We start from the raw sequence: 21,644 nt of genomic DNA, 5'->3' as shown, positions 1-21,644 counted from the left end.
AGCTTGCTCCCGCTGGAGTGCGAAGCGCTCCCAACCCAGGCATCACCCACTCCCAGGATGATCTCGGTCGCCTCCATTGGGGCTGCTTCGCAGCCCAGCGGGAGCAAGCTCCCTCGCCACGGGGTTTGCGCAGGCTTTGAATATGCATAACCCCTGCGCGTTGATCCCGGTGTACAACCACGAAGCCGCCGTGCCGGCCGTGGTCCACAGTGTGCTGAAGAGCGGCCTGCCCTGCCTCTTGGTGGACGATGGCAGCAGCGCCGCGTGCGCAGCCGTGCTGGCGCAGTTGGCGACGCTGGACAATGTCACCCTGCTGACCCTGCCCAGCAACCAGGGCAAGGGCGCCGCCGTGATGGCCGGTTTTCGCGAAGCAGCGCGCCTGGGCTATACCCACGCCCTGCAAGTGGACGCCGATGGCCAGCACGACCTGCGCGAAGTCCAGACCTTTATCCACACCTCACGCCAGCACCCCGAGGCCGTCATCTGCGGCTACCCCGAATACGACGACAGCGTGCCCAAGGGTCGCCTGTACGCACGTTACCTGACCCACGTGTGGGTATGGATCAACACCCTGTCGCTTGAGATTCGCGACTCGATGTGCGGCTTTCGCGTGTACCCGCTGGCGCCGACGCTGGCGCTGATGGACTCGGCCTACATCGGCACGCACATGGATTTCGACTCGGACATCCTGGTGCGCCTGGCCTGGCGCAACCAGCCTATGCGCTGGCTGCCCACCCAGGTGCACTACCCCGCCGACGGCCTGTCGCACTTTCGTTTGTTGCGCGACAACCTGCGCATCAGCGCCATGCACACGCGGTTGTTCTTCGGCATGCTCGTGCGTGCGCCGATGATCCTGTGGCGACGGTGGCAAGCATGAACGACAGCACCAAGCACTGGGCCGACCGCGAGGAACGCGGCAGCTTCTGGCTGATGAAATTCACCGCGCTCGCGGTCAAAGTCCTCGGCCGTCGCCTATTGAGCCCGTTGCTCTACAGCATCGTCTTTTACTTCTTCCTGTTCGGCCGCACCGCACGCCACAGCGCCTGGCAATACCAGCAGCGGCTGGCGCAATGGAGCGGGCGCGATGACTTGCTGCCGAGCCACCGCACAGTCTTTGCCCAGTTCATGGCCTTCGCCGATTCGCTGCTGGACAAGCTGGACGTGTGGAACGGCAAGCTGCGCCTGGAGCAAATCGAGATCAACGACCCGGCGCAGTTGCGCAGTCAACTGCGTGGCGAGCGCGGGCAGATGTTGGTGGGTGCGCACCTGGGTAACCTGGAAGTGTGCCGCGCCCTGGCGGAGATTGGTGAGCAGGTCACCATGAATGTGCTGGTGCACACCAAGCACGCCGAGCGTTTCAACCGTCTGCTGGGCGAGGCCGGCGCGACCCATTTGCGCCTGATCCAGGTCAGCGAACTGGACCCGGCCACCATGCTGCTACTCAGCCAGCGCCTGGACGATGGCGAGTGGCTGGCGATTGCCGGCGACCGCATCCCGCTGCACGGCGGGCGCACGGTGCGCGTGGACTTCCTCGGACACACGGCGGCATTTCCCCAAGGCCCATGGCTGCTGGCGGGCTTGCTCAAGTGCCCGGTCAATCTGCTGATGTGTCTCAAGCACCAGGGCCGCTATCGCCTGACTATCGAGCCCTTTGCCGATTTGATCGAATGGAAGCGCAGCACCCGTGAGCAAGTCATTGCCGAATGGACCACCCGCTACGCCGCACGCCTGGGCCAGTTCTGCCTGCAAGCGCCCCAACAATGGTTCAACTTTTACCCTTTCTGGAAGACCGATGACGACGCCTCTTGAGCCCATCACCTTTGGTGAACGCCCCCTGCGCATCGAAGACGTGCTGGCCCTGGCCAACCGCCAGGTGCCCACTCGCCTGCAGGACGATGCCGCGTACCGCCAACGCATCGCCAAGGGCGCGCAGTTCCTCGACTCGCTGCTGGACAAGGAAGGCGTGATCTACGGCGTGACCACCGGCTACGGCGACTCCTGCGTAGTGGCTGTGCCGCTGGAGCACGTCGAAGCCTTGCCGCGTCATCTGTACACCTTTCACGGCTGCGGCCTGGGCAAGTTACTCGACGCCCAGGCCACCCGCGCCGTACTGGCGGCGCGTTTGCAGTCGCTGTGCCATGGCGTGTCCGGGGTGCGTGTGGAACTGCTGGAACGCCTGCATGCCTTCCTCGAACAGGATATGCTGCCGCTGATCCCGGAAGAGGGTTCGGTGGGTGCCAGTGGTGATCTGACGCCGCTGTCCTATGTGGCTGCGACCTTGTCCGGCGAACGTGAAGTGCTGTTCCGTGGCGAACGCCGCCCGGCGGCCGACGTACACCGCGAGCTGGGCTGGGAGCCGCTGGTACTGCGACCCAAGGAAGCCCTGGCACTGATGAACGGCACCGCGGTGATGACTGGCCTGGCCTGCCTGGCCTTTGCCCGCGCCGACTACCTGTTGCAACTGGCCACGCGCATCACCGCGCTCAACGTGGTGGCGCTGCAAGGCAACCCGGAACACTTCGACGAGCGCCTGTTCGCCGCCAAGCCGCACCCTGGGCAGATGCAAGTCGCCGCGTGGCTGCGCAAGGACCTGGCCATCGACGCGCCCACCGCCCCCCTGCATCGCCTGCAAGACCGTTATTCGTTGCGCTGCGCGCCCCACGTGCTCGGCGTATTGGCCGACAGCCTGAACTGGCTGCGCTCGTTCATCGAGATCGAACTGAACAGCGCCAACGACAACCCGATCATCGACGCCGAAGAAGAACGTGTGCTGCATGGCGGGCACTTCTACGGCGGGCATATCGCCTTCGCCATGGACAGCCTCAAAACCCTGGTGGCCAACGTTGCCGACCTGCTCGACCGCCAGCTCGCACTGTTGGTGGACGTGCGTTACAACCATGGCCTGCCGAGCAACCTCTCAGGCGCCCCGGCTGACCGCGCCATGATCAACCACGGCTTCAAGGCCGTGCAGATCGGAACCAGCGCCTGGACCGCCGAAGCGCTGAAAAACACCATGCCGGCCAGCGTGTTCTCGCGCTCCACCGAGTGCCACAACCAGGACAAGGTGAGCATGGGCACCATCGCTGCCCGAGATGCGATCCGCGTGCTGGAGTTGACCGAACAGGTCGCCGCCGCGACCCTGCTCGCCGCCAACCAGGGCGTGTGGCTGCGCGCCCAGGCCGAGGATGCCCGCCCACTGCCACCAGCACTGGCCGCGATGCACGCCGAACTGGCCCAGGACTTTGCGCCGGTCATCGAAGACCGCGCCCTGGAAGGCGAACTGCGCCTGTGCCTGCAACGTATCGCCGCGCAACACTGGAGGCTGCATGCGTAGCCCCGGCGTGTTGCACAGCGACACTGAAATCCTTGTGCCGTTTTTCGACATCGACACCATGAACGTGGTGTGGCACGGGCATTACGTGAAGTACCTGGAAGTGGCGCGCTGTGCGTTGCTGGACAAGATCGGCCATAACTACACGGCGATGCTCGAAGCCGGCTACGCCTGGCCAGTGATCGACATGCAGCTACGCTATGTGCGCGGCGCGACCTTCGGCCAGACCATCAATGTGCGCGCCAGCCTGGTGGAATGGGAGAACCGTTTGAAGGTGAACTACCTGATTACCGACCTGGCCAGCGGCGAGCGCTTGACCCGCGCCAGCACCGTGCAAGTGGCGGTGGAAATCGCCAGCCGCGAGATGCAGCTGGCCTCGCCCAAAGTCTTCACCGACGCCGTAGAGAGAGCCTTGAAATGAGATCCCCTGTGGGAGCGGGCTTGCCCGCGATGGACGTTAACGATAACGCAGGTCGCCTGACGCTGCGCAGCGCCCTCAGGTTCTTCGCGGGCAAGCCCGCTCCCACATTGATCGCGTTGTTGCTGAGCTTCAGCGCCCATGCCTTCGACCTGCAGCAGTTGAGCGATCAGCTTGCCAAACCCTCCGTGATCCACGGCAACTTCACCCAGGAAAAACACCTGCGTGCCCTGCCCCAGCCATTGGTGAGCAAAGGCACCTTCGTGCTCGCCAAGGATCACGGCCTGCTGTGGCTGTTGAAAACCCCTCTGCAACAGGACTACCGCATCACCTCCCAAGGCATTGCCCGCCGCGATGCCAATGGCTGGCAACTATTGCCAAACAAGAGTGCCGGCGCCGAACAGAATCGTTTGTTCCTGGCGGTACTGCAGGGCGACAGCAGTGGCCTGCAGCGCGACTTCGACCTGCAACTGCAAGGCGAGGCCCAACAGTGGAAGCTCACGCTGACCCCGCGTTCGCTGCTGCTCAAGCAAGTGTTCACCCAGATCAATATCGACGGCGGCGCGCTGGTGCACACCATTGAACTGCTGGAAACCCAAGGCGACAGCACGCTGTTGCGCATGCAGGACAGTACCGCCGAGCAGCCGTTGAGCAATGCGGAGCAACACGACTTTGCCCAGTGAGCGCCTGCTGCCGCGCCTGTTCCTGACCTTGCTGGTGGCCGTGCTGGCCCTGGCAGGCTGGCAGTGGCGTAATGGCGCGCCGTTGTCGGCCAACCTGATGGAACTGGTGCCCGGCAGCACGCCGGACGCCTTGGAACTGCAAGCCGAACAGCGCATGCAAGAGCCGCTCAACCGCGAAATGCTGGTACTGGTGGGGCATGTCGACCGCCAGCAAGCGGTGGCCGTGGCGCAGCAACTGGGTGAGCGCTGGCAGGCCAGCGGCCTGTTTGAAAAGGTGCAGTGGAACCTGCAAGCCGACTTGCCAGCATTGCGCGAGCAACTGCTGCGTGGGCGTCTGTCGATGCTGTCGGCCAAGGACCGCGAGCAACTGATCCAACAGCCTGACACGTTCATCCAGCAACGTGTGCAATCGCTGTTCGACCCCTTCACCGGCTTCAGCCTGGTGCCAAGCCAGGACGATTGGCTCGGCCTGACCGGGCGTATCCAGAACAGCCAGCCGCGACAGGGCGCGGTGCAAATGGACATCGGCAGCGGCGCCTTGATCGCCGATGCCGACGGCAAAAGCTGGGTGCTGCTGCGGGCCCGCACTACCGGCAACGCCTTCGACATGAAGTTGCCGCTGCAAGTGGCGGACTTGCTGAAGGCCAGCCGCGAGCAAGCCAGCGCACACGGCGCGCAACTGCTCGCCGCCAGCGGTTTGCTCTATGCGGCCAACGGGCAACAGCAGGCCACTCGGGAAATGACCTGGGTCGGCGGCGGCGCCACCCTGGGCATCCTGTTATTGCTGCTGCTGGCGTTCCGGCGCTGGCGGGTGTTGCTGGCGTTCGTGCCGGTACTGGTGGGCATGCTGTTTGGCGCGGTGGCATGTGTGGCGCTGTTTGGGCATATGCATGTGATGACCCTGGTGCTGGGTTCCAGCCTGATCGGCGTGGCAGTGGATTACCCGCTGCATTACCTGTCCAAAAGCTGGAGCCTGCAGCCGTGGCGCAGTTGGCCGGCGTTGCGCCTGACCCTGCCAGGACTGAGCCTGAGCCTGACCACCAGCGCGATTGGCTACCTGGCGTTGGCCTGGACGCCGTTCCCGGCGCTGACCCAGATTGCGGTGTTCTCGGCTGCCGGTTTGGTCGGTGCCTATTTGTGTGCCGTGTGCCTGTTGCCCGCGCTGCTCAAGGGCGTGGAACTGCGCCCGGCGCAATGGCCGCTGCGTGTCGCCCAAAGCCTATGGCAGCTGCGCACGGCCCTGCTCAAACGCGTACCCAGTTCGGTACTGCTGGTGTGGGTGCTGCTGTTCTGCGCTGCGGGCCTGTGGCAACTGAACACTAAAAATGATATCCGCCAATGGATCGGTGCGCCGCCGCAGTTGCTGCACGAAGCCCAGGCCGTAGCGCGCATCACCGGGTTCCAGCCCACCAGCCAGTTTTTCCTGGTGCGAGCAGACAATCAGCAGCAGTTGCTGGAGCGCCAGGCCGCCCTGGGCAAACGCTTGGAGCAGTTGGTGCAGATGGACAAGCTCCAGGGCTACCTGGCGCTCAATCAACTGGTCAACCTCCCCGGCGAGCAACAACAGCTGCGCGAGGCGCTGAACAACCTGGCGCCACACTGGCAACCACTACTGGACCTCGGCGTGCCCCTCAGCGCCCTGCAAGCCGAAGTGGCGCAGTTGCAGGCCCTGCCTACCGCAGACATCGACGCCGCACTGCAAGGCCCGCTGGCCGAGCCCTGGCGCACGCTGTGGCTGGGCCCGGTGGACGGTGGCGTGGCGGCCATGGTCAGCCTGCAAGGCTTGAACAACCCGGCGCTGCTGCGGGTGCAGGCACTGGACTTGCCCGGCGTGCAGTTGGTGGACCGCTTGGGTGACTTGAACCGGGTGTTTGCCGACACGCAGATCAGCGCTGCCGAATTGAAGTTGCTGTCTTGCGTGCTGATCGTGCTATTGCTGATTGCGCCCTTCGGCTTTGGCGGCGCCTTGCGTATCGTCGCCCTGCCGCTGCTGGCGGCGTTGTGCAGCCTGGCCAGCCTCGGTTGGCTGGGCCAGCCGCTGACTTTGTTCAGCCTGTTTGGCCTGCTGCTGGTCACGGCCATCAGCGTCGACTATGCGATTTTGATGCGCGAGCAGATCGGCGGCCCTGCCGTCAGCCTGTTGGGAACACTGCTGGCGGCGCTGACGACTTGGTTGTCGTTCGGCCTGCTGGCGGTCTCCAGTACACCGGCCGTGAGCAATTTCGGCTTGTCGGTCAGCCTGGGCCTGGCGTTCAGCTTTATGCTGGCGCCCTGGGCCGGCCGGCAGAAACACGCCTTATGAATGTGATTAGCGCCCATGCGGCAAGGAGCCCTCGTGCCCACAGTTGAAATGGAACGTCGCCAGGTGGTGGTGATCGGTGCCGGGCCTTCCGGTGCTATCGCGGCCGCGCTGTTAAAGCGCAAAGGGCATGATGTATTGATCATCGAGCGCGAGCATTTCCCGCGTTTCTCGATTGGCGAAAGCCTGCTGTCGCACTGCATCGACTTTATCGAAGAAGCCGGCATGCTCGACGCTGTGCAAGCTGCAGGCTTCCAGGTAAAAACCGGCGCCGCATTCGCTTGGGGCGAGCGCTACAGTGCCTTTGATTTCAGCGACACCTTCAGCAACGGCAAGCCCACCACCTTCCAGGTGCAGCGCGGCGAGTTCGACAAATTGCTGGCCGACCAGGCGGCGTTGCAAGGCGTGGAAATCCGCTACGGCCAAACCATTGTCGGCGTGGATTTTTCTGCCGAGAGCCGGTATTTGCATGTGCGCCGCCAGAATGGCAGCGAGTACCACCTCAAGGCCAGGTTCGTGCTCGATGCCAGCGGCTATGGCCGTGTGTTGCCACGCCTGCTGGACCTGGAAGCACCGTCGAATTTCCCACTGCGCCAGGCCGTATTCACCCACGTCGAAGACCGTATCGAACACCCAGGCTTTGACCGCAGCAAAATCCTGGTGACCACTCACCTGACCAAGCGTGACATCTGGTTCTGGACCATCCCATTCAGTAACGGCCGTTGCTCGGTGGGCGTGGTCGCAGCCAAAGAGCATTTCGAGGGCGCCGACAGCGACCTCGACGCCTGCCTGCGCGGCTTTATCGAGCAAACCCCAAGCCTGTCCGGCGTGCTGCAAAATGCCGTCTGGGACACCCCGGCGCGCACCATCGGCGGCTACTCGGCCAACGTCAAAACCCTGCACGGCCCAGGCTTTGCGCTACTGGGCAATGCGGCGGAATTCCTCGACCCGGTGTTTTCTTCCGGCGTGACCATCGCCATGCGCTCAGCCAGCATGGCCGCAGGGGTGCTGCACCGCCAATTAAGCGGCGAGACGGTGGACTGGCAAACCGAGTTTGCCGCACCGCTCAAGCGCGGTGTCGATACCTTCCGCTGCTACGTCGAAGGCTGGTATGCCGGCACATTCCAGGATGTGATTTTCCACCACGGCAGTTCACCGGAGATTCGCCGCATGATCAGTTCGATCCTGGCCGGTTACGCCTGGGATGAACGCAACCCGTTTGTCAGCGAGCCGAAACGGCGGTTGCGGATGTTGTCGGATATTTGTGCGAGTGAAGAGGTATGAGCAGCCCTGGCGTTGAAAAAAACTACCTGAGTCAAAACTACGTCGAAGAAACCAAGTTCGGCTTCTGGTTCCTGCGCAGCCATACCTGGCAGCATCACGTATTGCGCGTGGCGATCAATGACCTGCGCAGCCTGTTCAGCGAACCGCTGCCGGTGGCGCCGGTGTTGCTGGATGCCGGTTGCGGCCAGGGCAAATCCTTCCAGTTGCTGCATCAGGTATTCGCGCCTTCGCGCCTGATCGGCCTGGATGCCGACCCTCACAGCCTGGCACTGAGCCGCGAAGAAGCCGCGCGGCTGGGCCTGGACGTCGAGCTGATCGGCAGCGACTGCGCGACCCTCAACCTAGCGGATGCCAGCGTCGATATCCTGTTCTGCCACCAGACCTTCCATCATCTGGTGGAACAACATCGCGCACTCAAGGAGTTCTATCGGGTGCTCAAGCCGGGCGGCTATTTGCTGTTTGCCGAATCCACCGAAGCCTACATCGACACCTGGGTGATTCGCTGGCTGTTCCGCCACCCGATGCATGTGCAAAAGAGCGCCGAAGAGTACCTGGAGATGCTGCGCGAGCAGGGATTTGAGTTCGCTGCACAGAACATTTCGTACCCTTACTTGTGGTGGAGCCGTTCCAGTGACTTCGGCCTGCTGGAACGCTGGGGCCTGCGCAAGGCACCGCCCGTGGGCCAGCGCGAGGAAACCCTGGTCAACTGCGTGGCCCGTAAACCTGTGGAGAATGCGGCCCCATGATGCGCCTGCTGTTGATAAGTTGCCTGTTGCTGCTCGGCGCCTGCGCCAGCCAGGCGCCGCTGCCGGAGAAGATCCCGGCCCTGGCCTTGCCGATGCAATTGCATGTGCAGCGCCTGGCGGACAGCCAGAGCCAGGACTGGCTGCTGGTGATCCAGCGCGAAGGCCGTGCGATTCGCTGGTCGATGATGGACCCGCTGGGCATTCCCCTGGCCCGGCAAAAACTGCTTGATGGGCAGTGGCAGGCAGACGGCTTGCTGCCACCCAACCCCCAGGCGCGTACGCTATTTGCCGCGCTGCTGTTTGCCCTGACCGCGCCCGGTGACGTACCGGCGTTGTATCCCACTGCCCAGGCCATGGACCTGACGCGCACGCTGCCGGGCCACTGGCAGATCGTCTATCAGTCTTCCGAGGTGTTCAGCGTGAACATGGCCGACCCGCCGTTGAGTTATCGCATCACCCCCCTGGGTGTGAGCCGATGACCGCCTACCTGAATGCCCTTGGCGTGATCTGCGCCCTTGGCCGTGGCCAGGCGCAAGTCAGCCGCAACCTGTTTGCCGGCGACTGCTCGGGCATGCGTGCCGAAAGCGGCTGGGTGCCGGAACGCGTAGTGCCGGTGGCCGCCGTACACGGTGAACTGGCGAGCCTGCCCCCGGAACTGGCCCAGCAAAGCAGTCGCAATAACCAGTTGCTGCTGGAAGCGGCGCTGCAGATCGAAGATGAGATTCGTCAGGCCATCCAGACCTACGGCCCTGGCCGGGTCGGGGTTGTGCTGGGCACCAGCACCTCGGGCATTGACGAAGCCAGCCGTGGTATTGCCCAGTACCTGCAGAACACGCAGTTCCCCGCTGACTACGATTACCAGCAACAGGAACTCAGCGCCCCGGCCAACTTCCTCGCCGACTGGTTGAACGTGAGCGGCCCGGCCTATGTGATTTCCACCGCCTGCACCTCCAGCGCCCGTGCATTGATGAGTGCCCAGCGCCTGTTAGACCTGGGGGTGTGCGATGCGGTGATCTGCGGCGGCGTAGACAGCCTGTGCAAGCTGACGCTGAACGGGTTTACCGCGCTGGAAGCAGTGTCTGCCGAGCGCTGTAATCCGTTCTCGGTGAACCGCAACGGCATCAATATTGGTGAAGCGGCGGTGCTGTTCCTGATGAGCCGTGAGCCGGCCCCTATCGCCTTGCTGGGCAGCGGCGCCAGTTGCGACGCGCACCATATCTCCGCGCCCGAGCCCAGCGGCAAGGGCGCGTTGCTGGCCATGCGCAAGGCCTTAGCCTGCGCGAAGCTTTCGCCCGAGCAGATCGGCTACCTGAACCTGCACGGCACCGCGACCCAACACAACGACGCCATGGAAAGCCTGGCGGTCGCCAGCCTGTTTCCCGGCGGCGTCGCCTGCTCATCGACCAAACCCATGACCGGCCACACCCTCGGCGCTGCCGGGGCCCTGGAAGCCGCGTTCTGCTGGCTGAGCCTGACCCATCGCCTGCTGCCACCCCACGTATGGGACGGCCATCCCGACCCGGCGCTGCCCGCGTTGCAGTGGGTGCGCAGCGGCGACAGCTTGAAAAAAACCTGCCTGATGAGCAACTCGTTTGCCTTCGGCGGTAACAATGTCAGCCTGATAATCGCAGAGGCCCCATGATCGATTGGCCACTTGCCGAACTGCTGCCCCATGCGGGCGACATGATCCTGATCGACCAGGTGCTGTCGTTCGATGAAGAGCAGATCCACACCCGCGTCACCGTCAAGCCCGGCGGCCTGTTCAACCGTGCTGACGGTAGCCTGCCCGCCTGGGTCGGTATTGAGCTGATGGCGCAAAGCGTCGCCGCGTATGCCGGTTGCCATGCACGCCAACAAGGCAAGGCCGTGGAACTCGGTTTCCTGTTGGGCACACGTAAGTTCGAGTGCAACGTGGAGCACTTCCCGGCCGGTGCCGAGCTGAATATCCACGGCCTGCGCTCCCTGGAAGACGACAACGGCATGGGTGTGTTCGAATGCCACCTCACCGGCGACGGTATCCAGGCCAGCGCGCGCCTGAACGTATTTCGACCGCCCCAGGCGGCCAACTATTTAGATGAATCGAAGGACGATACGCCATGACTGAATCCGTACTGGTCACCGGCTCCAGCCGTGGCATCGGCCGCGCCATTGCCCTGCGCCTGGCCCAGGCCGGCCATGACATTGTGCTGCATTGCCGCAGCGGTCGTGCCGAAGCCAACGCGGTACAGCTCGAGGTCCAAGCCCTGGGGCGCGAGGCACGTGTGCTGCAGTTCGACGTGGCAGATCGCGCTGCGTGCAAAGAGATCCTTGAGGCCGATGTGGAGCAGCATGGCGCCTACTACGGCGTGGTGCTCAATGCCGGCCTGACCCGCGACGGCGCCTTTCCTGCTCTGTCGGAAGACGATTGGGATGTGGTGATGCGCACCAACCTGGATGGTTTCTACAACGTGCTGCACCCGGTGATGATGCCGATGATTCGGCGCCGCGCCGCCGGGCGTATCGTATGCATCACCTCGGTGTCCGGGCTGATCGGCAACCGCGGCCAGGTCAACTACAGCGCCTCCAAAGCCGGCTTGATCGGCGCGGCCAAGGCGCTGGCCATTGAATTGGGCAAGCGCAAGATTACCGTCAACTGCGTGGCGCCGGGCCTGATCGACACCGCGATGCTGGATGAAAACGTGCCGGTAGAAGAACTGATGAAAATGATCCCGGCCCAACGCATGGGCACGCCGGAAGAAGTCGCCGGCGCAGTGAACTTCCTGATGTCGGCCGAAGCCGGCTATATCACGCGCCAGGTGCTGGCCGTGAACGGAGGCCTGTGCTGATGAAGCGCGTTGTCGTCACCGGCATGGCCGGCGTGACCTCCCTGGGCAGCGACTGGGACACCATCGCCGCCAACTTTCGCGCCAACCGCAGCGGCATCCGGCGCATGGATGAGTGGGACCGTTTCACCGAACTGAACACCCGCTTGGCCGGCCCTATCGATGATTTCGTCGTGCCCGCTCACTGGACCCGCAAGCAACTGCGCAGCATGGGCCGCGTCTCGCGCCTGGCGGTTTGGGCGGCGGAGCAGGCCTTGCAGGACGCCGGCTTGCTCGGTGACGAGTCGATCAAGGACGGACGCATGGGCGTGGCCTGTGGCTCGTCCACCGGCAGTACCGATGAGATCAAGGCGTTCGGCAATATGCTGCTCAATTCGGTGGCCGAGGGGCTCAATGCCAATTCCTATGTGCGCATGATGCCCCACACCACGGCGGCAAATATCAGTATCTTCTTTGGCCTCACGGGCCGGCTGATTCCTACCTCCAGCGCCTGCACCAGCGGCAGCCAGGGCATCGGCTACGCCTATGAGGCCATCAAGTTCGGGCGCCTGCCGTTGATGCTCGCGGGCGGCGCAGAAGAACTGTGCCCCACCGAAGCCATGGTGTTCGATGCGCTCTACGCCACCAGCCTGAAGAACGATGCGCCGCAAACCAGCCCGCGCCCCTATGACAGCGGCCGCGACGGCCTGGTGATCGGTGAAGGTGGCGGCATGCTGGTGCTCGAAGAGTTGGAACACGCACTCGCGCGAGGCGCGCATATTCATGCGGAGCTGGTCGGCTTCGGCAGCAACGCCGACGGCCAGCACACCACCCGCCCGGAACAGAAAACCATGCGCCGCGCCATGGAGCTGGCCCTGGAAGACGCGGGTCTTGAACCGTCCGCCATCGGCTACGTGAACGGCCACGGCACGGCCACCGACCAGGGCGACATCGCCGAAACCCTGGCCACCAGCAGCCTGTTTGGCAGCCGCATGCCGATCAGTTCACAGAAGAGTTTCCTCGGCCACACCCTGGGTGCCTGCGGCGCGCTGGAATCGTGGTTCAGCATCGAGATGATGAACCGCGACCAGTACGTGCACACCTTCAACCTGGACGCGGTCGACCCGCAATGCGGCGAGCTGGACTACCTGCAAGGTGGCTTTCGCCAGATGCACAACGACTACGTGATGAACAACAACTTTGCCTTCGGCGGCGTCAACACCTCGTTGATCTTCCGCCGCTGGAGCTGACTTTTTAATCGACTGGAGAAAACGGAATGTCTTCCCTGCTGCGCGCTACCCTGATCACCCTGGCCCTGCTGACTACTGCCGGATGCACCAGCAAACCGGTGCTCAACACCCAGCACGAGTTGCCGGCCACAAGCCAGGTCAGCGAAGAAAAAATGAAGCAAGTGATCGTCGCCGCTCTGCAAAAACGCGAGTGGACGGTACAACGCCTGAGCCCGCAACTGGTGCAGGCGGAGATCACCGTGCGCGGCCAGTTCTACGCCGCCATCGACATCCGCTACACCCGCAACAGCTACGCCATCACCTACCGCGACAGCCGCGACCTGGGCTACAAGGACGGCAAAATCCATCGCAACTACAACCGTTGGGTGAGCATGCTGGATCGGGATATTCTGGCGGGGTTGCGTACTTACAGCGTGAATGCAGCAAATACTCCGCCCCAAAACTGACCCCCTTGTGGCGAGGGAGCTTGCTCCCGCTGGACTGCGCAGCAGGCCCATTTTTTAGGGCCGCTACGCGACCCAGCGGGAGCAAGCTCCCTCGCCACAGGTTATTGAGCGGCCTTACGCGTCAACAACTCCACAAACCCCTTCGCCATCGGCGTTTGCGCGCCCTTGCGCTGCACCAGCCACACCGCCGTCACTGCCTGTGGGTCGAGCAAGGTGCGATAGACCACGCCATCAATGCGGATGCGCTGGTAAGACGCCGGCAGCACCGACACTCCCAACCCCGCTGCCACCAGGCCGATGATGGTCATCGCCTCTCCTGCTTCCTGGGCAAAGTGCGGGCTGAACCCGGCGTCGCGGGCCAGGTTGAGCAACTGCGCGTACAAGCCGCTGCCGTAACTGCGCGGGAAGAACACGAAAGGCTCCTCGGCCAATTGCTCCAGGTGCAAGCCGCGCTCGCTGCCTTGGGCCAATGGGTGGCCGGCGCTCAGTACCGCGACTAATGGCTCGCGCATCAACTCGATCACGTTCAGTGAGTCGGGCAAGGGCAAAGGCCGCATCAGCCCAACCTGAATCGACTCGTCCACCAGCGACTCGGCTACTTGGGTGCTGCTCATTTCTTGCAGGTTCAGATGCACCGCCGGGAATGCCTGGCGGAAGGCAAAGATCGCCTGGGGAATGCTGGCGTTGAACGGCGCAGACGAGGTGAAACCGATCTTCAATTCACCCAGTTCCCCCAACTGCGCACGCCGCGCCACATCTGCCGCCTTGTCGACCTGGGCCAGCACCAGCCGTGCCTCTTGCAAGAACAAGCGCCCGGCCTCGCTCAGCTCGACCCGACGATTGGTGCGCTCGAACAAGCGTGCGCCCAGCTCGTGTTCCAGCGCCTGGATCTGCTGGCTCAGGGGCGGCTGCGAGATGCCCAGCACCTGCGCGGCGCGGCCGAAGTGCAGCTCTTCGGCAACGGCGATGAAGTAGCGCAAATGGCGGAATTCCATGCAAGCCTCATTAGGTCGTAAAAGCTATCAAACAGGTCGAACAATATATTGAAAAGAATCATTAGCCAGCTATATGCTTTTTCGTATTGTCAGTCCTGGCAGACTTTCCTCCCCGAGGTCCCTCGTGAATCCTGCTGTTGCTCCACTTGCCCAACACATCCCGCCCTCAGCCCTTGATGACGTGGTGGCGCAGCTCAACGACGCGTACATCGAAAAAGGCACGCCGATGTTCATGCGCACCGTGCTGGCGCTGTTCTCCGGCGGGTTCGCCACCTTTGCGCTGTTGTATTGCGTGCAGCCGATGATGCCGGCGCTGTCCCACGAGTTTTCCATCAATGCGGCGCAAAGCAGCCTGATTCTGTCCGTCGCGACCGCGATGCTCGCCTGCGGCCTGCTGATCACCGGGCCGATATCCGACAGGCTGGGGCGCAAGCCGGTGATGGTCGCTGCGCTGTTCTGTGCGGCGCTGGCCACCATCGCCAGCGGCCTGATGCCGAGCTGGGAGGGCATCCTGTTGATGCGCGCACTGGTGGGCTTGTCCTTGAGCGGCCTGGCCGCCGTGGCCATGACCTACCTCAGCGAAGAGATCCACCCGCAGCACATCGGCTTGGCCATGGGCCTGTACATCGGCGGCAACGCGATTGGGGGCATGAGCGGGCGCCTGATCATCGGCGTGTTGATCGACTTCGTCAGCTGGCACACCGCAATGCTGATCATCGGCGCCCTGGCGTTGATCGCTGCCACGGTGTTCTGGAAAATCCTCCCCGAATCGCGCAACTTCCGCGCCAGCAGCCTCAAGCCACGCAGCCTGGTGGACGGCTTTGTCATGCACTTCAAGGACGCCGGCCTGCCGTGGCTGTTTCTCGAAGCCTTCCTGCTGATGGGCGCGTTCGTGACGATGTTCAACTACATCGGCTATCGCCTGCTGGCCTCCCCCTACGATCTGAGCCAGGCGGTGGTCGGTTTGCTGTCAGTGGTGTACCTCTCGGGCATCTACAGCTCGGCCAAGATCGGCTCACTGGCCGACCGCCTCGGCCGCCGCCGCGTGCTATGGGGCACCATCGTGCTGATGCTCGCCGGCATGGCCCTGACGCTGCTCACGCCTTTGTGGCTGGTGGTACCGGGCATGCTGATCTTCACCTTCGGCTTCTTTGGCGCCCACTCCGTGGCCAGCAGCTGGATCGGCCGCCGCGCAGTGAAAGCCAAGGGGCAGGCGTCGTCGCTGTACCTGTTCTGCTATTACGTGGGGTCGAGCATTGCCGGGACGGCGGGAGGCTTTTTCTGGCACTTTGCCGGCTGGAACGGGATTGGCGCGTTCATCGTCGCTCTGTTGGTTGGCGCCTTGCTGGTGGCGTTGAAGCTGGCGAAGTTGCCGCCGCTGGCCTCAGCCTGAGGTCCGTGGCGAACGACATCCTGGCCATCACCCGATTGCCCCGAAGCTCATGCAGAACAACCGCGCCGATATGCGCCATCAGCACCAGCAGCAATACCACGCAGGACACGACATGCACGCGAGTGAACGCGGCAATCTCGGCCGGGTCACTGTCGAACGGCGGAATGAAGACCAGATTAAAGATATTGATCGGACGATCCATCATCAACACGCCAGTCACCAGCACCACACCCAATACCCCATACATAGCCTTATGAACCAAGAGCGCCAGCCACTCCTGCGGCGAACGTTTGACGAATGCATCCAGACCGTGGGTAAAGGAGCAATAAATCCTCAAGACAAATATGGGGATATAGAGGGCGGTCAATGACACATTGAAGAACCCGACCCACGCTTTGACCGACTCAGGAACAGTAAACACAGCGACGTAAAAGCCGGACAGCAATGACCACAGAATGACGATGGCCGAGACCCAATGCAGCCCTTTTTGAGTCGTTGAATAACGGGAAGTTTTCATCGTTTGATCACCTGACACTTTCATCCAAGTACACCTGTAAAAATCCAGCCCATAGTTGCCACGAGCTACAGCTCAATGTGAGCCTCAAGACGGTCTGCGCGCTTCACCAGCGTGAGCACCTCGAAGGTACCCACGTCTCGCTCCAATACTGCCAACCAGTTGAGCAATGCCTCTGCCTCGCCGTTGAGGCTCAAACGCAGGCGCTCGTTTTGTACCTCAATCTGCGTAACATCAAGCCCCGACGCTTCGGCGCTGTCGTTGATGCTCGATGCCGAAGGCTGGACGGCCGCGGGCCCGGTACGCTGCGGCTGGGCGCTTTGTACCTGCTGCGCCAATAGCAGTTGTTGCTGGTGATACCGTTCAGCGGTGGCCAACCGCTCCCGACCAGGTAGCCATAGCGTCTGGAGCAGCAGCACACCGATCAAAAACACTGCCAACCCTTTGAGCAGAAAACGGTCACGCGACGACAATGCATTCCAGGCTTGCAGCCCCCTCATGACGGGTCCTCCAGCATCAGCACGGCTTGAACACGATTACCTTCCTTGCTGGCGCTGCCCATGCGCACCGGCATGCCGCTCTGGCGTCCTTGCTCCTGCAGGCGGGCAAGCGCGCCGAGGTCATGGGCCGTCAACTGGATCTTCCAGCCATCGCCACGTCGAAACTCCATGCGGTGGACATCCACGTCGGCGCCGCCAATAACCTGTTCGGCGAGGCTGGCCAGGCGTACCAGCGGCGTCTTTGCCTCGTGCAGGTTCTGGCCCTGCACGGCCTTGAGTTGCGCGGCGAGATCGACAATACGGACCTGCTGCGGGTACAGCGCCTGGAAGCGCGCCACACTCTGCGCGTAAAGCTGCTGGGCTTGCCCTTCGACGTACTGGATACGCAGCTGCGTGAAGCCCCAATCGAGCACGCACGCCAGGGCTGCCGCCAACACGACGGTTGACCAGGGCCAGGCATAACCAACCCGGCGAAACTCACCTTGCAGCAAATCGATCGCTTGACCCGGGTTGCCCCAAAGCGCGCGTTCGATATGAACCCGGCTCTGCTCTTCGTCAGGCCATTGCAGGGGTGCTTCCAGCAATGGCTCCAGCGCCTTGAGGGCCGGAACGGACATCGCCAGGCGCACGGGGTCGCCCACGACCCGACGGCCATACCACTGCACCGCGACTTGGCCGCCATTGCCAAGAAGGTCGGCGTCGACATGCACACTGCGCACCTTGATGCCCAACGTGGCCAGTTCATCCAACAGCGCCTTGAAACGTGCCTTGTGGGTCACCAGCACGGTGAAGCACCCCATTGCGTCACGCTGAGCGAGCCCGGCATGCACGACCTCCAGTTCTTCGCCCAACTGGTCTTCTATCGCGAAAGCAACAGCCTGGGGGCCGGGCTGGCGCTTGGAAGGCCATGCCTGGCTGCGTAACGCACTGCACATTTCCATGGGCAACAACAAGTGAACAGGCTGCCCTTTCAGGTCGCGAGCCGCGTCAGCCAAATGCATCGGTCGACAGTCATCCGGCGCTCGCCAGACACAGCAAGGCCATTCGCTCAACGGTCCCACACGGCCCTCGGGGCTTAAATGAAGCCAGGTTTTCATCATGAGGTCTCGCTCAGTGACGGCGCAGGAAAGCGACGTTGTACGACGCGCCAGCGCCCGGTTTTAAGCTCGCGCTCCACCTCGCTGGCCAGATGCAAGCGGCCGGTGCCCAGGCGCACGTCCACCTTGATCCGAAACCAACGACTGCTCACGCCCAGCCCATGACCGCTCACGCCTAAACCGGCAATCAGCGGGTCACGGGTGAATGCCTGCACACTCGCGTAGCCAGTAGCCGGGCGTTGGCTGGCCAAGGCGACGGCAGTGGGTGGCGAGACCCCCTCCAGGGTCGCCAGCATCTGCGGCAAGGCGGTATTGATGTTCAAGCTAGCGTCCTTGGGCAGCAGCGCTACCCACGGCTCCAGTCGTCGTAGCGTCTGGCCGTCAATGCCCGGCAGCAGGCGCAACTGGCTCAGTTCACGGTGCTCCGGCACGTCACCTGCGGCCCGCAGGTCCAGCGCTGGTAACCCCAGGGAGGCGAGCAAACGCAACCAGCGCTGCTCGATGACTTGATCCACTTGCCCGGTGCCAAGCAGGGCATTGACGTTCAAGCGTGCAGAAAGGTCTTCGATTTCAAGCGTGACGCGCGCGCCGTGCGCATCAAAGGGCCAGGCCGCCCTTGACCATGCCTGGCCGTGGTGGACCAACGATGATGCGTCATCGTGCGGCGCCGTCAGTGTCACCATGGCCCACGCCTCGGCCGACAACGCCAACTGGCGCAGCTGCAACTGGTGGATCTGGCGGGCACTGCTCTGCACCATCAAATGATGGCTGCGCAGCATGCCCGCAGTGAGCAACAACGCCAGACTCATGACCAGCAACACGCTGAGTAGGGCGACACCCCGCTGCCGCTGTCTCATGGCGGCCCCTGGGGCAGAAGCAACACGCGGCGTACCTGCTCGAAGCGGCCGACCGACAACACCAGCTCGAGTGCTTGAGGAGGCGTCTGGGCAGCGCCCCTGCCCACCGGCCACACATTGCTCCAGCCGGTGTCGGGGTCAAACAGGCGCCAATTCAACAAGCGCACGTCCTCCAACAACTTCTGGCGCTCGACCCTTGACGACTCCAAGCCTCGGCTTTCACGCCACAGCACCTGATTGTCCAGGCGATAGAGCACTTGTTGGCGCTCACTGCGTGGCAAGTCCTGCGGGTTACGCCAGTGAGTGCGCAGTAGTTGCAGGGTGGTGGGGCCAAGGGCAAACACCGAGGAAGCCACTTGCAAGGCATCCCGCTCGATGACCGCAATGGCGCGTTGCAGGCGACGCAGTTCCTGTTCATGACTGGCCGTGCCTTGTTGCGCCCGCACCACGGTGTCGAACAGACGCCCACTGGCCAGTCCAAGCAGGGCGAAAATGGCCAATGCGATCACCAGTTCCAACAGGGTGAAACCCGCCTGCTTATTCATCCTCGGCGCGTATCCAACCCTGGGTGTGATAGACCGGCAAATCACTGCCGACGGGACTTACGCTGATATCGACTTTGAGCAGGCGAGCATCAGTGGTCGGGGTTATCGCCTGGTCGACGAGCCAATCGCGCCCATCGAAGCGCCGCAGCAGTTGCTGATGTCCCGACGCGGCTGGCTGCAAACGCAGTTCAGTCAGTTGGTTGTCCGCCACCCAGGCACACTGTGCCTGCTCTTGCAGTCGTGCATTCTGGCGCAACGAGTAGTGGCTGGCGGTGATCACGGCGCCCGCCAGTGTGGCGAAGATCACCAAGGCGATCATGACTTCCAGCAAGGTGAAACCACGATCGCTCGCGTGGCGATTGCGACGCCGCCGGTGCTTAGCTTTCAATGGACAACGCTCCGATCCCATCACTGATAATGCGCGTCCACACTTGCCCTTCGGATACGAAGGACAAGACAAACGCGCTGACTTCATCGCTGCTGAGCATCAGCACTTGCGGCGCGAAGCTTTCAAGGCTCGAGCGCCGCCCTTCCTGTTCAAGGTGCAACTGCACGCCTTCCACCAGCCGCTGGGCCCCACCCGCAGGGCGCCAACCCTCGGGGTCGAGGCGATAGGCCTGATATTCGTCGCGCTGCACGCGAATGCCGTATTCATGCCCTTCGATCACCGCTTGCTCGCGCAAATGCTCGATCAGTTGCACCAACTGCGAAGCCTCCTGCCGCGCCTGACGGGCGGGGTTATTCCCGGCCACCAGACTTATCGCGCCCAGCACGATGCCGATCAGTGCAATCACCACCATCAGTTCCAGCAAGGTAAAACCACGGCTATACCTGGGCACTGGATCAGTCTCCCCAGTTACCGATATCGGCGGCATGTCCCTCGCCGCCCGGCGCGCCATCGGCGCCGAGGGAATACAGGTCGTAGCCACCATTGACGGTACGCACGCCCGGGTTCAGGTATTGATAGGGCGTACCCCACGGGTCGACCGGCACACTTTTCAGGTAGCCCTGGGGGTTCCAGTGCCTCGGCGATGGGTTGCCCCCGGGCCGTTTGCTCAAGGCCTCGAGGCCTTGCAGGGTCGACGGGTAGTGCCCATTGTCGAGGCGGTACATCTCCAGGCTGGTGGCGACGGCCTGCACATCGGTCCTGGCCGCGGTCACCTTGGCCTGATCAGGCCTCCCCATGAACTGCGGCACCACAATGGCCCCCAGCACTCCGATGATGACCACCACCACCATGATTTCGATCAGGGTAAAACCGCGTTGTCCCTTCGGCATTCAGTTCACCAGTTGGTTAAGGCTGAGGATCGGCAACAGAATGGCCATGACGATCAGCAGCACCACGCCGCCCATCACCACCAGCATTGCCGGTTCGAACAGACTCACCACCAGCGTGATGCGGGCGGCGAGGCTTTTTTCCTGTTGCTCGGCGGCGCGCGCCAGCATCCTGTCGAGCTCACCGGCGCGTTCGCCGCTGGCAATCATGTGCAGCATCAGCGGCGGTATATCTCCACCGGCCTCGAGGCCTCGGGTCAACGTGCCGCCCTCTCGCACCGAGCGCGCGACATCGCACATGCGGCTGCGGATGGTCACGTTACCGATGACCGCCGCGGCAATTTCCAGCGCATCCACCAGAGGCACGGCGCTTTTGCCAAGGATGGCCAAGGTACTGGCGAACCGGGCCGCCTCCATCTCACGAAACACTCCCCCCAACAACGGCAGGCGCAGCATCAGGCGGTGCCACTGCCAGCGCCAGTGCGGCTGACGCAGGCTCCAACGCAGCAGCAGGCCTGCGCCCGCCAGCATCAGCGCAAGTACCCAGGCATAGCCGCGCACACCCTGGCTGAGGGTGATCATCGCGTGGGTCAGCCAGGGCAACGGCTGGCCACTGTCGACGAAGATCTTCACCACATCCGGCACCACATAGCCGAGCAGGAAACCGACGATGGCCACGCAGGCGAACATCAACAGCGCCGGATACACCAGCGCCAACTGGATCTTCTGGCGCGACGCCTGACGGGCTTCGGTATACGCCGCCAACTGGTCAAGGACATGCCCCAAGTACCCAGAGCGCTCACCCGCCGCAATGGTGGCGCGCAACACCTCAGGAAAGGCCCTGGGATAGGCGCCGAGGGCCGACGCCAGCGATTGCCCCTCCATCACCCGGTCGCGTACCTGCGAGAACACCGTGCTGACCCGGCGCTTCTGGCTCTGCTGGGCCACCGCTTGCAGTGCCTGTTCCAGTGGGAGCCCGGCCTGGACCAGGGTCGACAACTGCAAGGTCAGCAACGCCAGGTCCGCAGCGCTCATTCTCGTCGCCCCACCCACTCCAGCCCCCATGCGTTCGCTTGCCAGTCGCATGCGGCTCGGCAGCAGGCCACGCTCACGCAGCAATTGCCGGGCATGGCGCGGGCTGTCGGCCTCTTGGCGCCCCTTGCATGAACGGCCAGATCGGTCATGGGCGCGATAGTCATAGGTGGGCATG

At 63.1% G+C, this 21,644-nt stretch carries 25 protein-coding genes; 15 read left to right on the top strand and 10 right to left on the bottom strand.

Translation table 11 applies throughout. The annotated features are described in order from the left end of the window. The first annotated feature begins 142 nt into the window (after nt 1-142). Genes CLM72_RS02220 through CLM72_RS02155 form a run of 14 tightly spaced genes read left to right on the top strand, consistent with a single transcriptional unit; the run spans nt 143 to nt 13,258 of the window. Nucleotides 143-877, top strand: a complete 735-nt coding sequence (locus CLM72_RS02220; protein WP_105225505.1) for a glycosyltransferase family 2 protein — start codon at nt 143-145, stop codon at nt 875-877. Then, complete coding sequence (locus CLM72_RS02215; protein ID WP_105225504.1) at nt 874-1,809, top strand: glycosyl transferase; 936 nt, start codon at nt 874-876, stop codon at nt 1,807-1,809. The genes CLM72_RS02220 and CLM72_RS02215 overlap by 4 nt, the downstream gene beginning before the upstream one ends. Continuing rightward, complete coding sequence (gene hutH / locus CLM72_RS02210; RefSeq protein ID WP_105225503.1) at nt 1,793-3,334, top strand: histidine ammonia-lyase; 1,542 nt, start codon at nt 1,793-1,795, stop codon at nt 3,332-3,334. The genes CLM72_RS02215 and hutH overlap by 17 nt, the downstream gene beginning before the upstream one ends. Then, on the top strand, nt 3,327-3,752 hold the full coding sequence (locus CLM72_RS02205) for a thioesterase family protein (protein WP_003187940.1): 426 nt from the start codon (nt 3,327-3,329) through the stop codon (nt 3,750-3,752). Before hutH ends, CLM72_RS02205 begins: the two co-directional genes overlap by 8 nt. Continuing rightward, a complete protein-coding gene (locus tag CLM72_RS02200; protein ID WP_232914379.1) occupies nt 3,749-4,432 on the top strand; it encodes an outer membrane lipoprotein carrier protein LolA in 684 nt (227 codons plus the stop codon). The genes CLM72_RS02205 and CLM72_RS02200 overlap by 4 nt, the downstream gene beginning before the upstream one ends. Next, nucleotides 4,404-6,734: an MMPL family transporter gene (locus CLM72_RS02195; RefSeq protein WP_105225501.1), complete on the top strand. Its 2,331-nt coding sequence runs from the start codon at nt 4,404-4,406 to the stop codon at nt 6,732-6,734. The genes CLM72_RS02200 and CLM72_RS02195 overlap by 29 nt, the downstream gene beginning before the upstream one ends. Before the next feature lie 33 nt (nt 6,735-6,767). After that, complete coding sequence (locus CLM72_RS02190; RefSeq protein ID WP_105225500.1) at nt 6,768-8,015, top strand: NAD(P)/FAD-dependent oxidoreductase; 1,248 nt, start codon at nt 6,768-6,770, stop codon at nt 8,013-8,015. Then, nucleotides 8,012-8,761: a class I SAM-dependent methyltransferase gene (locus tag CLM72_RS02185; protein ID WP_014716593.1), complete on the top strand. Its 750-nt coding sequence runs from the start codon at nt 8,012-8,014 to the stop codon at nt 8,759-8,761. Before CLM72_RS02190 ends, CLM72_RS02185 begins: the two co-directional genes overlap by 4 nt. After that, a complete protein-coding gene (locus tag CLM72_RS02180; protein WP_105225499.1) occupies nt 8,758-9,240 on the top strand; it encodes a hypothetical protein in 483 nt (160 codons plus the stop codon). The genes CLM72_RS02185 and CLM72_RS02180 overlap by 4 nt, the downstream gene beginning before the upstream one ends. Next, entirely contained in the window at nt 9,237-10,403 is a 1,167-nt protein-coding gene (locus CLM72_RS02175) for a beta-ketoacyl-[acyl-carrier-protein] synthase family protein (RefSeq protein WP_105225498.1), read from the top strand. The genes CLM72_RS02180 and CLM72_RS02175 overlap by 4 nt, the downstream gene beginning before the upstream one ends. Further along, nucleotides 10,400-10,861 carry a hotdog family protein gene (locus tag CLM72_RS02170; RefSeq protein ID WP_054919435.1) on the top strand — a complete coding sequence of 154 codons (462 nt, stop codon included), beginning with the start codon at nt 10,400-10,402 and terminating at the stop codon, nt 10,859-10,861. The genes CLM72_RS02175 and CLM72_RS02170 overlap by 4 nt, the downstream gene beginning before the upstream one ends. Further along, on the top strand, nt 10,858-11,586 hold the full coding sequence (gene fabG, locus CLM72_RS02165; RefSeq protein WP_105225497.1) for a 3-oxoacyl-ACP reductase FabG: 729 nt from the start codon (nt 10,858-10,860) through the stop codon (nt 11,584-11,586). The genes CLM72_RS02170 and fabG overlap by 4 nt, the downstream gene beginning before the upstream one ends. After that, entirely contained in the window at nt 11,586-12,812 is a 1,227-nt protein-coding gene (locus tag CLM72_RS02160; RefSeq protein WP_032893933.1) for a beta-ketoacyl-ACP synthase, read from the top strand. Before fabG ends, CLM72_RS02160 begins: the two co-directional genes overlap by 1 nt. A gap of 26 nt (nt 12,813-12,838) precedes the next feature. Next, nucleotides 12,839-13,258: a hypothetical protein gene (locus tag CLM72_RS02155; protein WP_105225496.1), complete on the top strand. Its 420-nt coding sequence runs from the start codon at nt 12,839-12,841 to the stop codon at nt 13,256-13,258. Between the two features lie 101 nt (nt 13,259-13,359). On the opposite strand, the gene CLM72_RS02145 is transcribed toward CLM72_RS02155, so the two are convergent. Then, on the bottom strand, nt 13,360-14,253 hold the full coding sequence (locus CLM72_RS02145) for a LysR family transcriptional regulator (RefSeq protein WP_034125583.1): 894 nt from the start codon (nt 14,251-14,253) through the stop codon (nt 13,360-13,362). A gap of 124 nt (nt 14,254-14,377) precedes the next feature. On the opposite strand from CLM72_RS02145, the gene CLM72_RS02140 reads away from it, so the two are divergent. After that, on the top strand, nt 14,378-15,646 hold the full coding sequence (locus tag CLM72_RS02140) for an MFS transporter (RefSeq protein ID WP_105225495.1): 1,269 nt from the start codon (nt 14,378-14,380) through the stop codon (nt 15,644-15,646). Here CLM72_RS02140 and CLM72_RS02135 read toward each other — a convergent pair. The 9 genes from CLM72_RS02135 to gspF form a co-directional block, all read right to left on the bottom strand. Next, the gene (locus CLM72_RS02135) at nt 15,570-16,163 is read right to left on the bottom strand and encodes a cytochrome b (protein WP_105229071.1); all 594 of its coding nucleotides are present in this window, start codon (nt 16,161-16,163) and stop codon (nt 15,570-15,572) included. The two genes, CLM72_RS02140 and CLM72_RS02135, sit on opposite strands and share 77 nt — an antisense overlap. Before the next feature lie 65 nt (nt 16,164-16,228). Next, entirely contained in the window at nt 16,229-16,660 is a 432-nt protein-coding gene (gene gspM / locus CLM72_RS02130; protein ID WP_105225494.1) for a type II secretion system protein GspM, read from the bottom strand. Further along, nucleotides 16,657-17,661, bottom strand: coding sequence for a type II secretion system protein GspL (gene gspL, locus CLM72_RS02125; protein WP_256595268.1), 1,005 nt, complete (start codon nt 17,659-17,661; stop codon nt 16,657-16,659). Before gspL ends, gspM begins: the two co-directional genes overlap by 4 nt. Before the next feature lie 95 nt (nt 17,662-17,756). Next, entirely contained in the window at nt 17,757-18,614 is an 858-nt protein-coding gene (locus CLM72_RS02120) for a type II secretion system protein GspK (protein ID WP_105225493.1), read from the bottom strand. Beyond that, complete coding sequence (locus tag CLM72_RS02115) at nt 18,611-19,159, bottom strand: type II secretion system protein GspJ (protein ID WP_105225492.1); 549 nt, start codon at nt 19,157-19,159, stop codon at nt 18,611-18,613. The genes CLM72_RS02120 and CLM72_RS02115 overlap by 4 nt, the downstream gene beginning before the upstream one ends. After that, entirely contained in the window at nt 19,152-19,547 is a 396-nt protein-coding gene (gene gspI, locus CLM72_RS02110) for a type II secretion system minor pseudopilin GspI (RefSeq protein ID WP_256595267.1), read from the bottom strand. Before gspI ends, CLM72_RS02115 begins: the two co-directional genes overlap by 8 nt. Then, nucleotides 19,537-19,998, bottom strand: coding sequence for a type II secretion system minor pseudopilin GspH (gspH, locus tag CLM72_RS02105; protein WP_218275507.1), 462 nt, complete (start codon nt 19,996-19,998; stop codon nt 19,537-19,539). The genes gspI and gspH overlap by 11 nt, the downstream gene beginning before the upstream one ends. A 4-nt stretch (nt 19,999-20,002) precedes the next feature. Beyond that, nucleotides 20,003-20,437, bottom strand: coding sequence for a type II secretion system major pseudopilin GspG (gene gspG / locus CLM72_RS02100; protein WP_105225490.1), 435 nt, complete (start codon nt 20,435-20,437; stop codon nt 20,003-20,005). After that, nucleotides 20,438-21,643 (bottom strand): type II secretion system inner membrane protein GspF, encoded by a 1,206-nt coding sequence (gene gspF, locus CLM72_RS02095; protein ID WP_105225489.1) that lies wholly within the window; start codon nt 21,641-21,643, stop codon nt 20,438-20,440. Nucleotide 21,644 lies beyond the last annotated feature (1 nt).

The organism is Pseudomonas sp. MYb193 (genome assembly GCF_002966775.1).
GTDB classification, from domain to species: domain Bacteria; phylum Pseudomonadota; class Gammaproteobacteria; order Pseudomonadales; family Pseudomonadaceae; genus Aquipseudomonas; species Aquipseudomonas paracarnis.
Note: the sequence above shows the minus strand (reverse complement) of the source record. Positions and strands in the feature narration are given on the sequence as shown.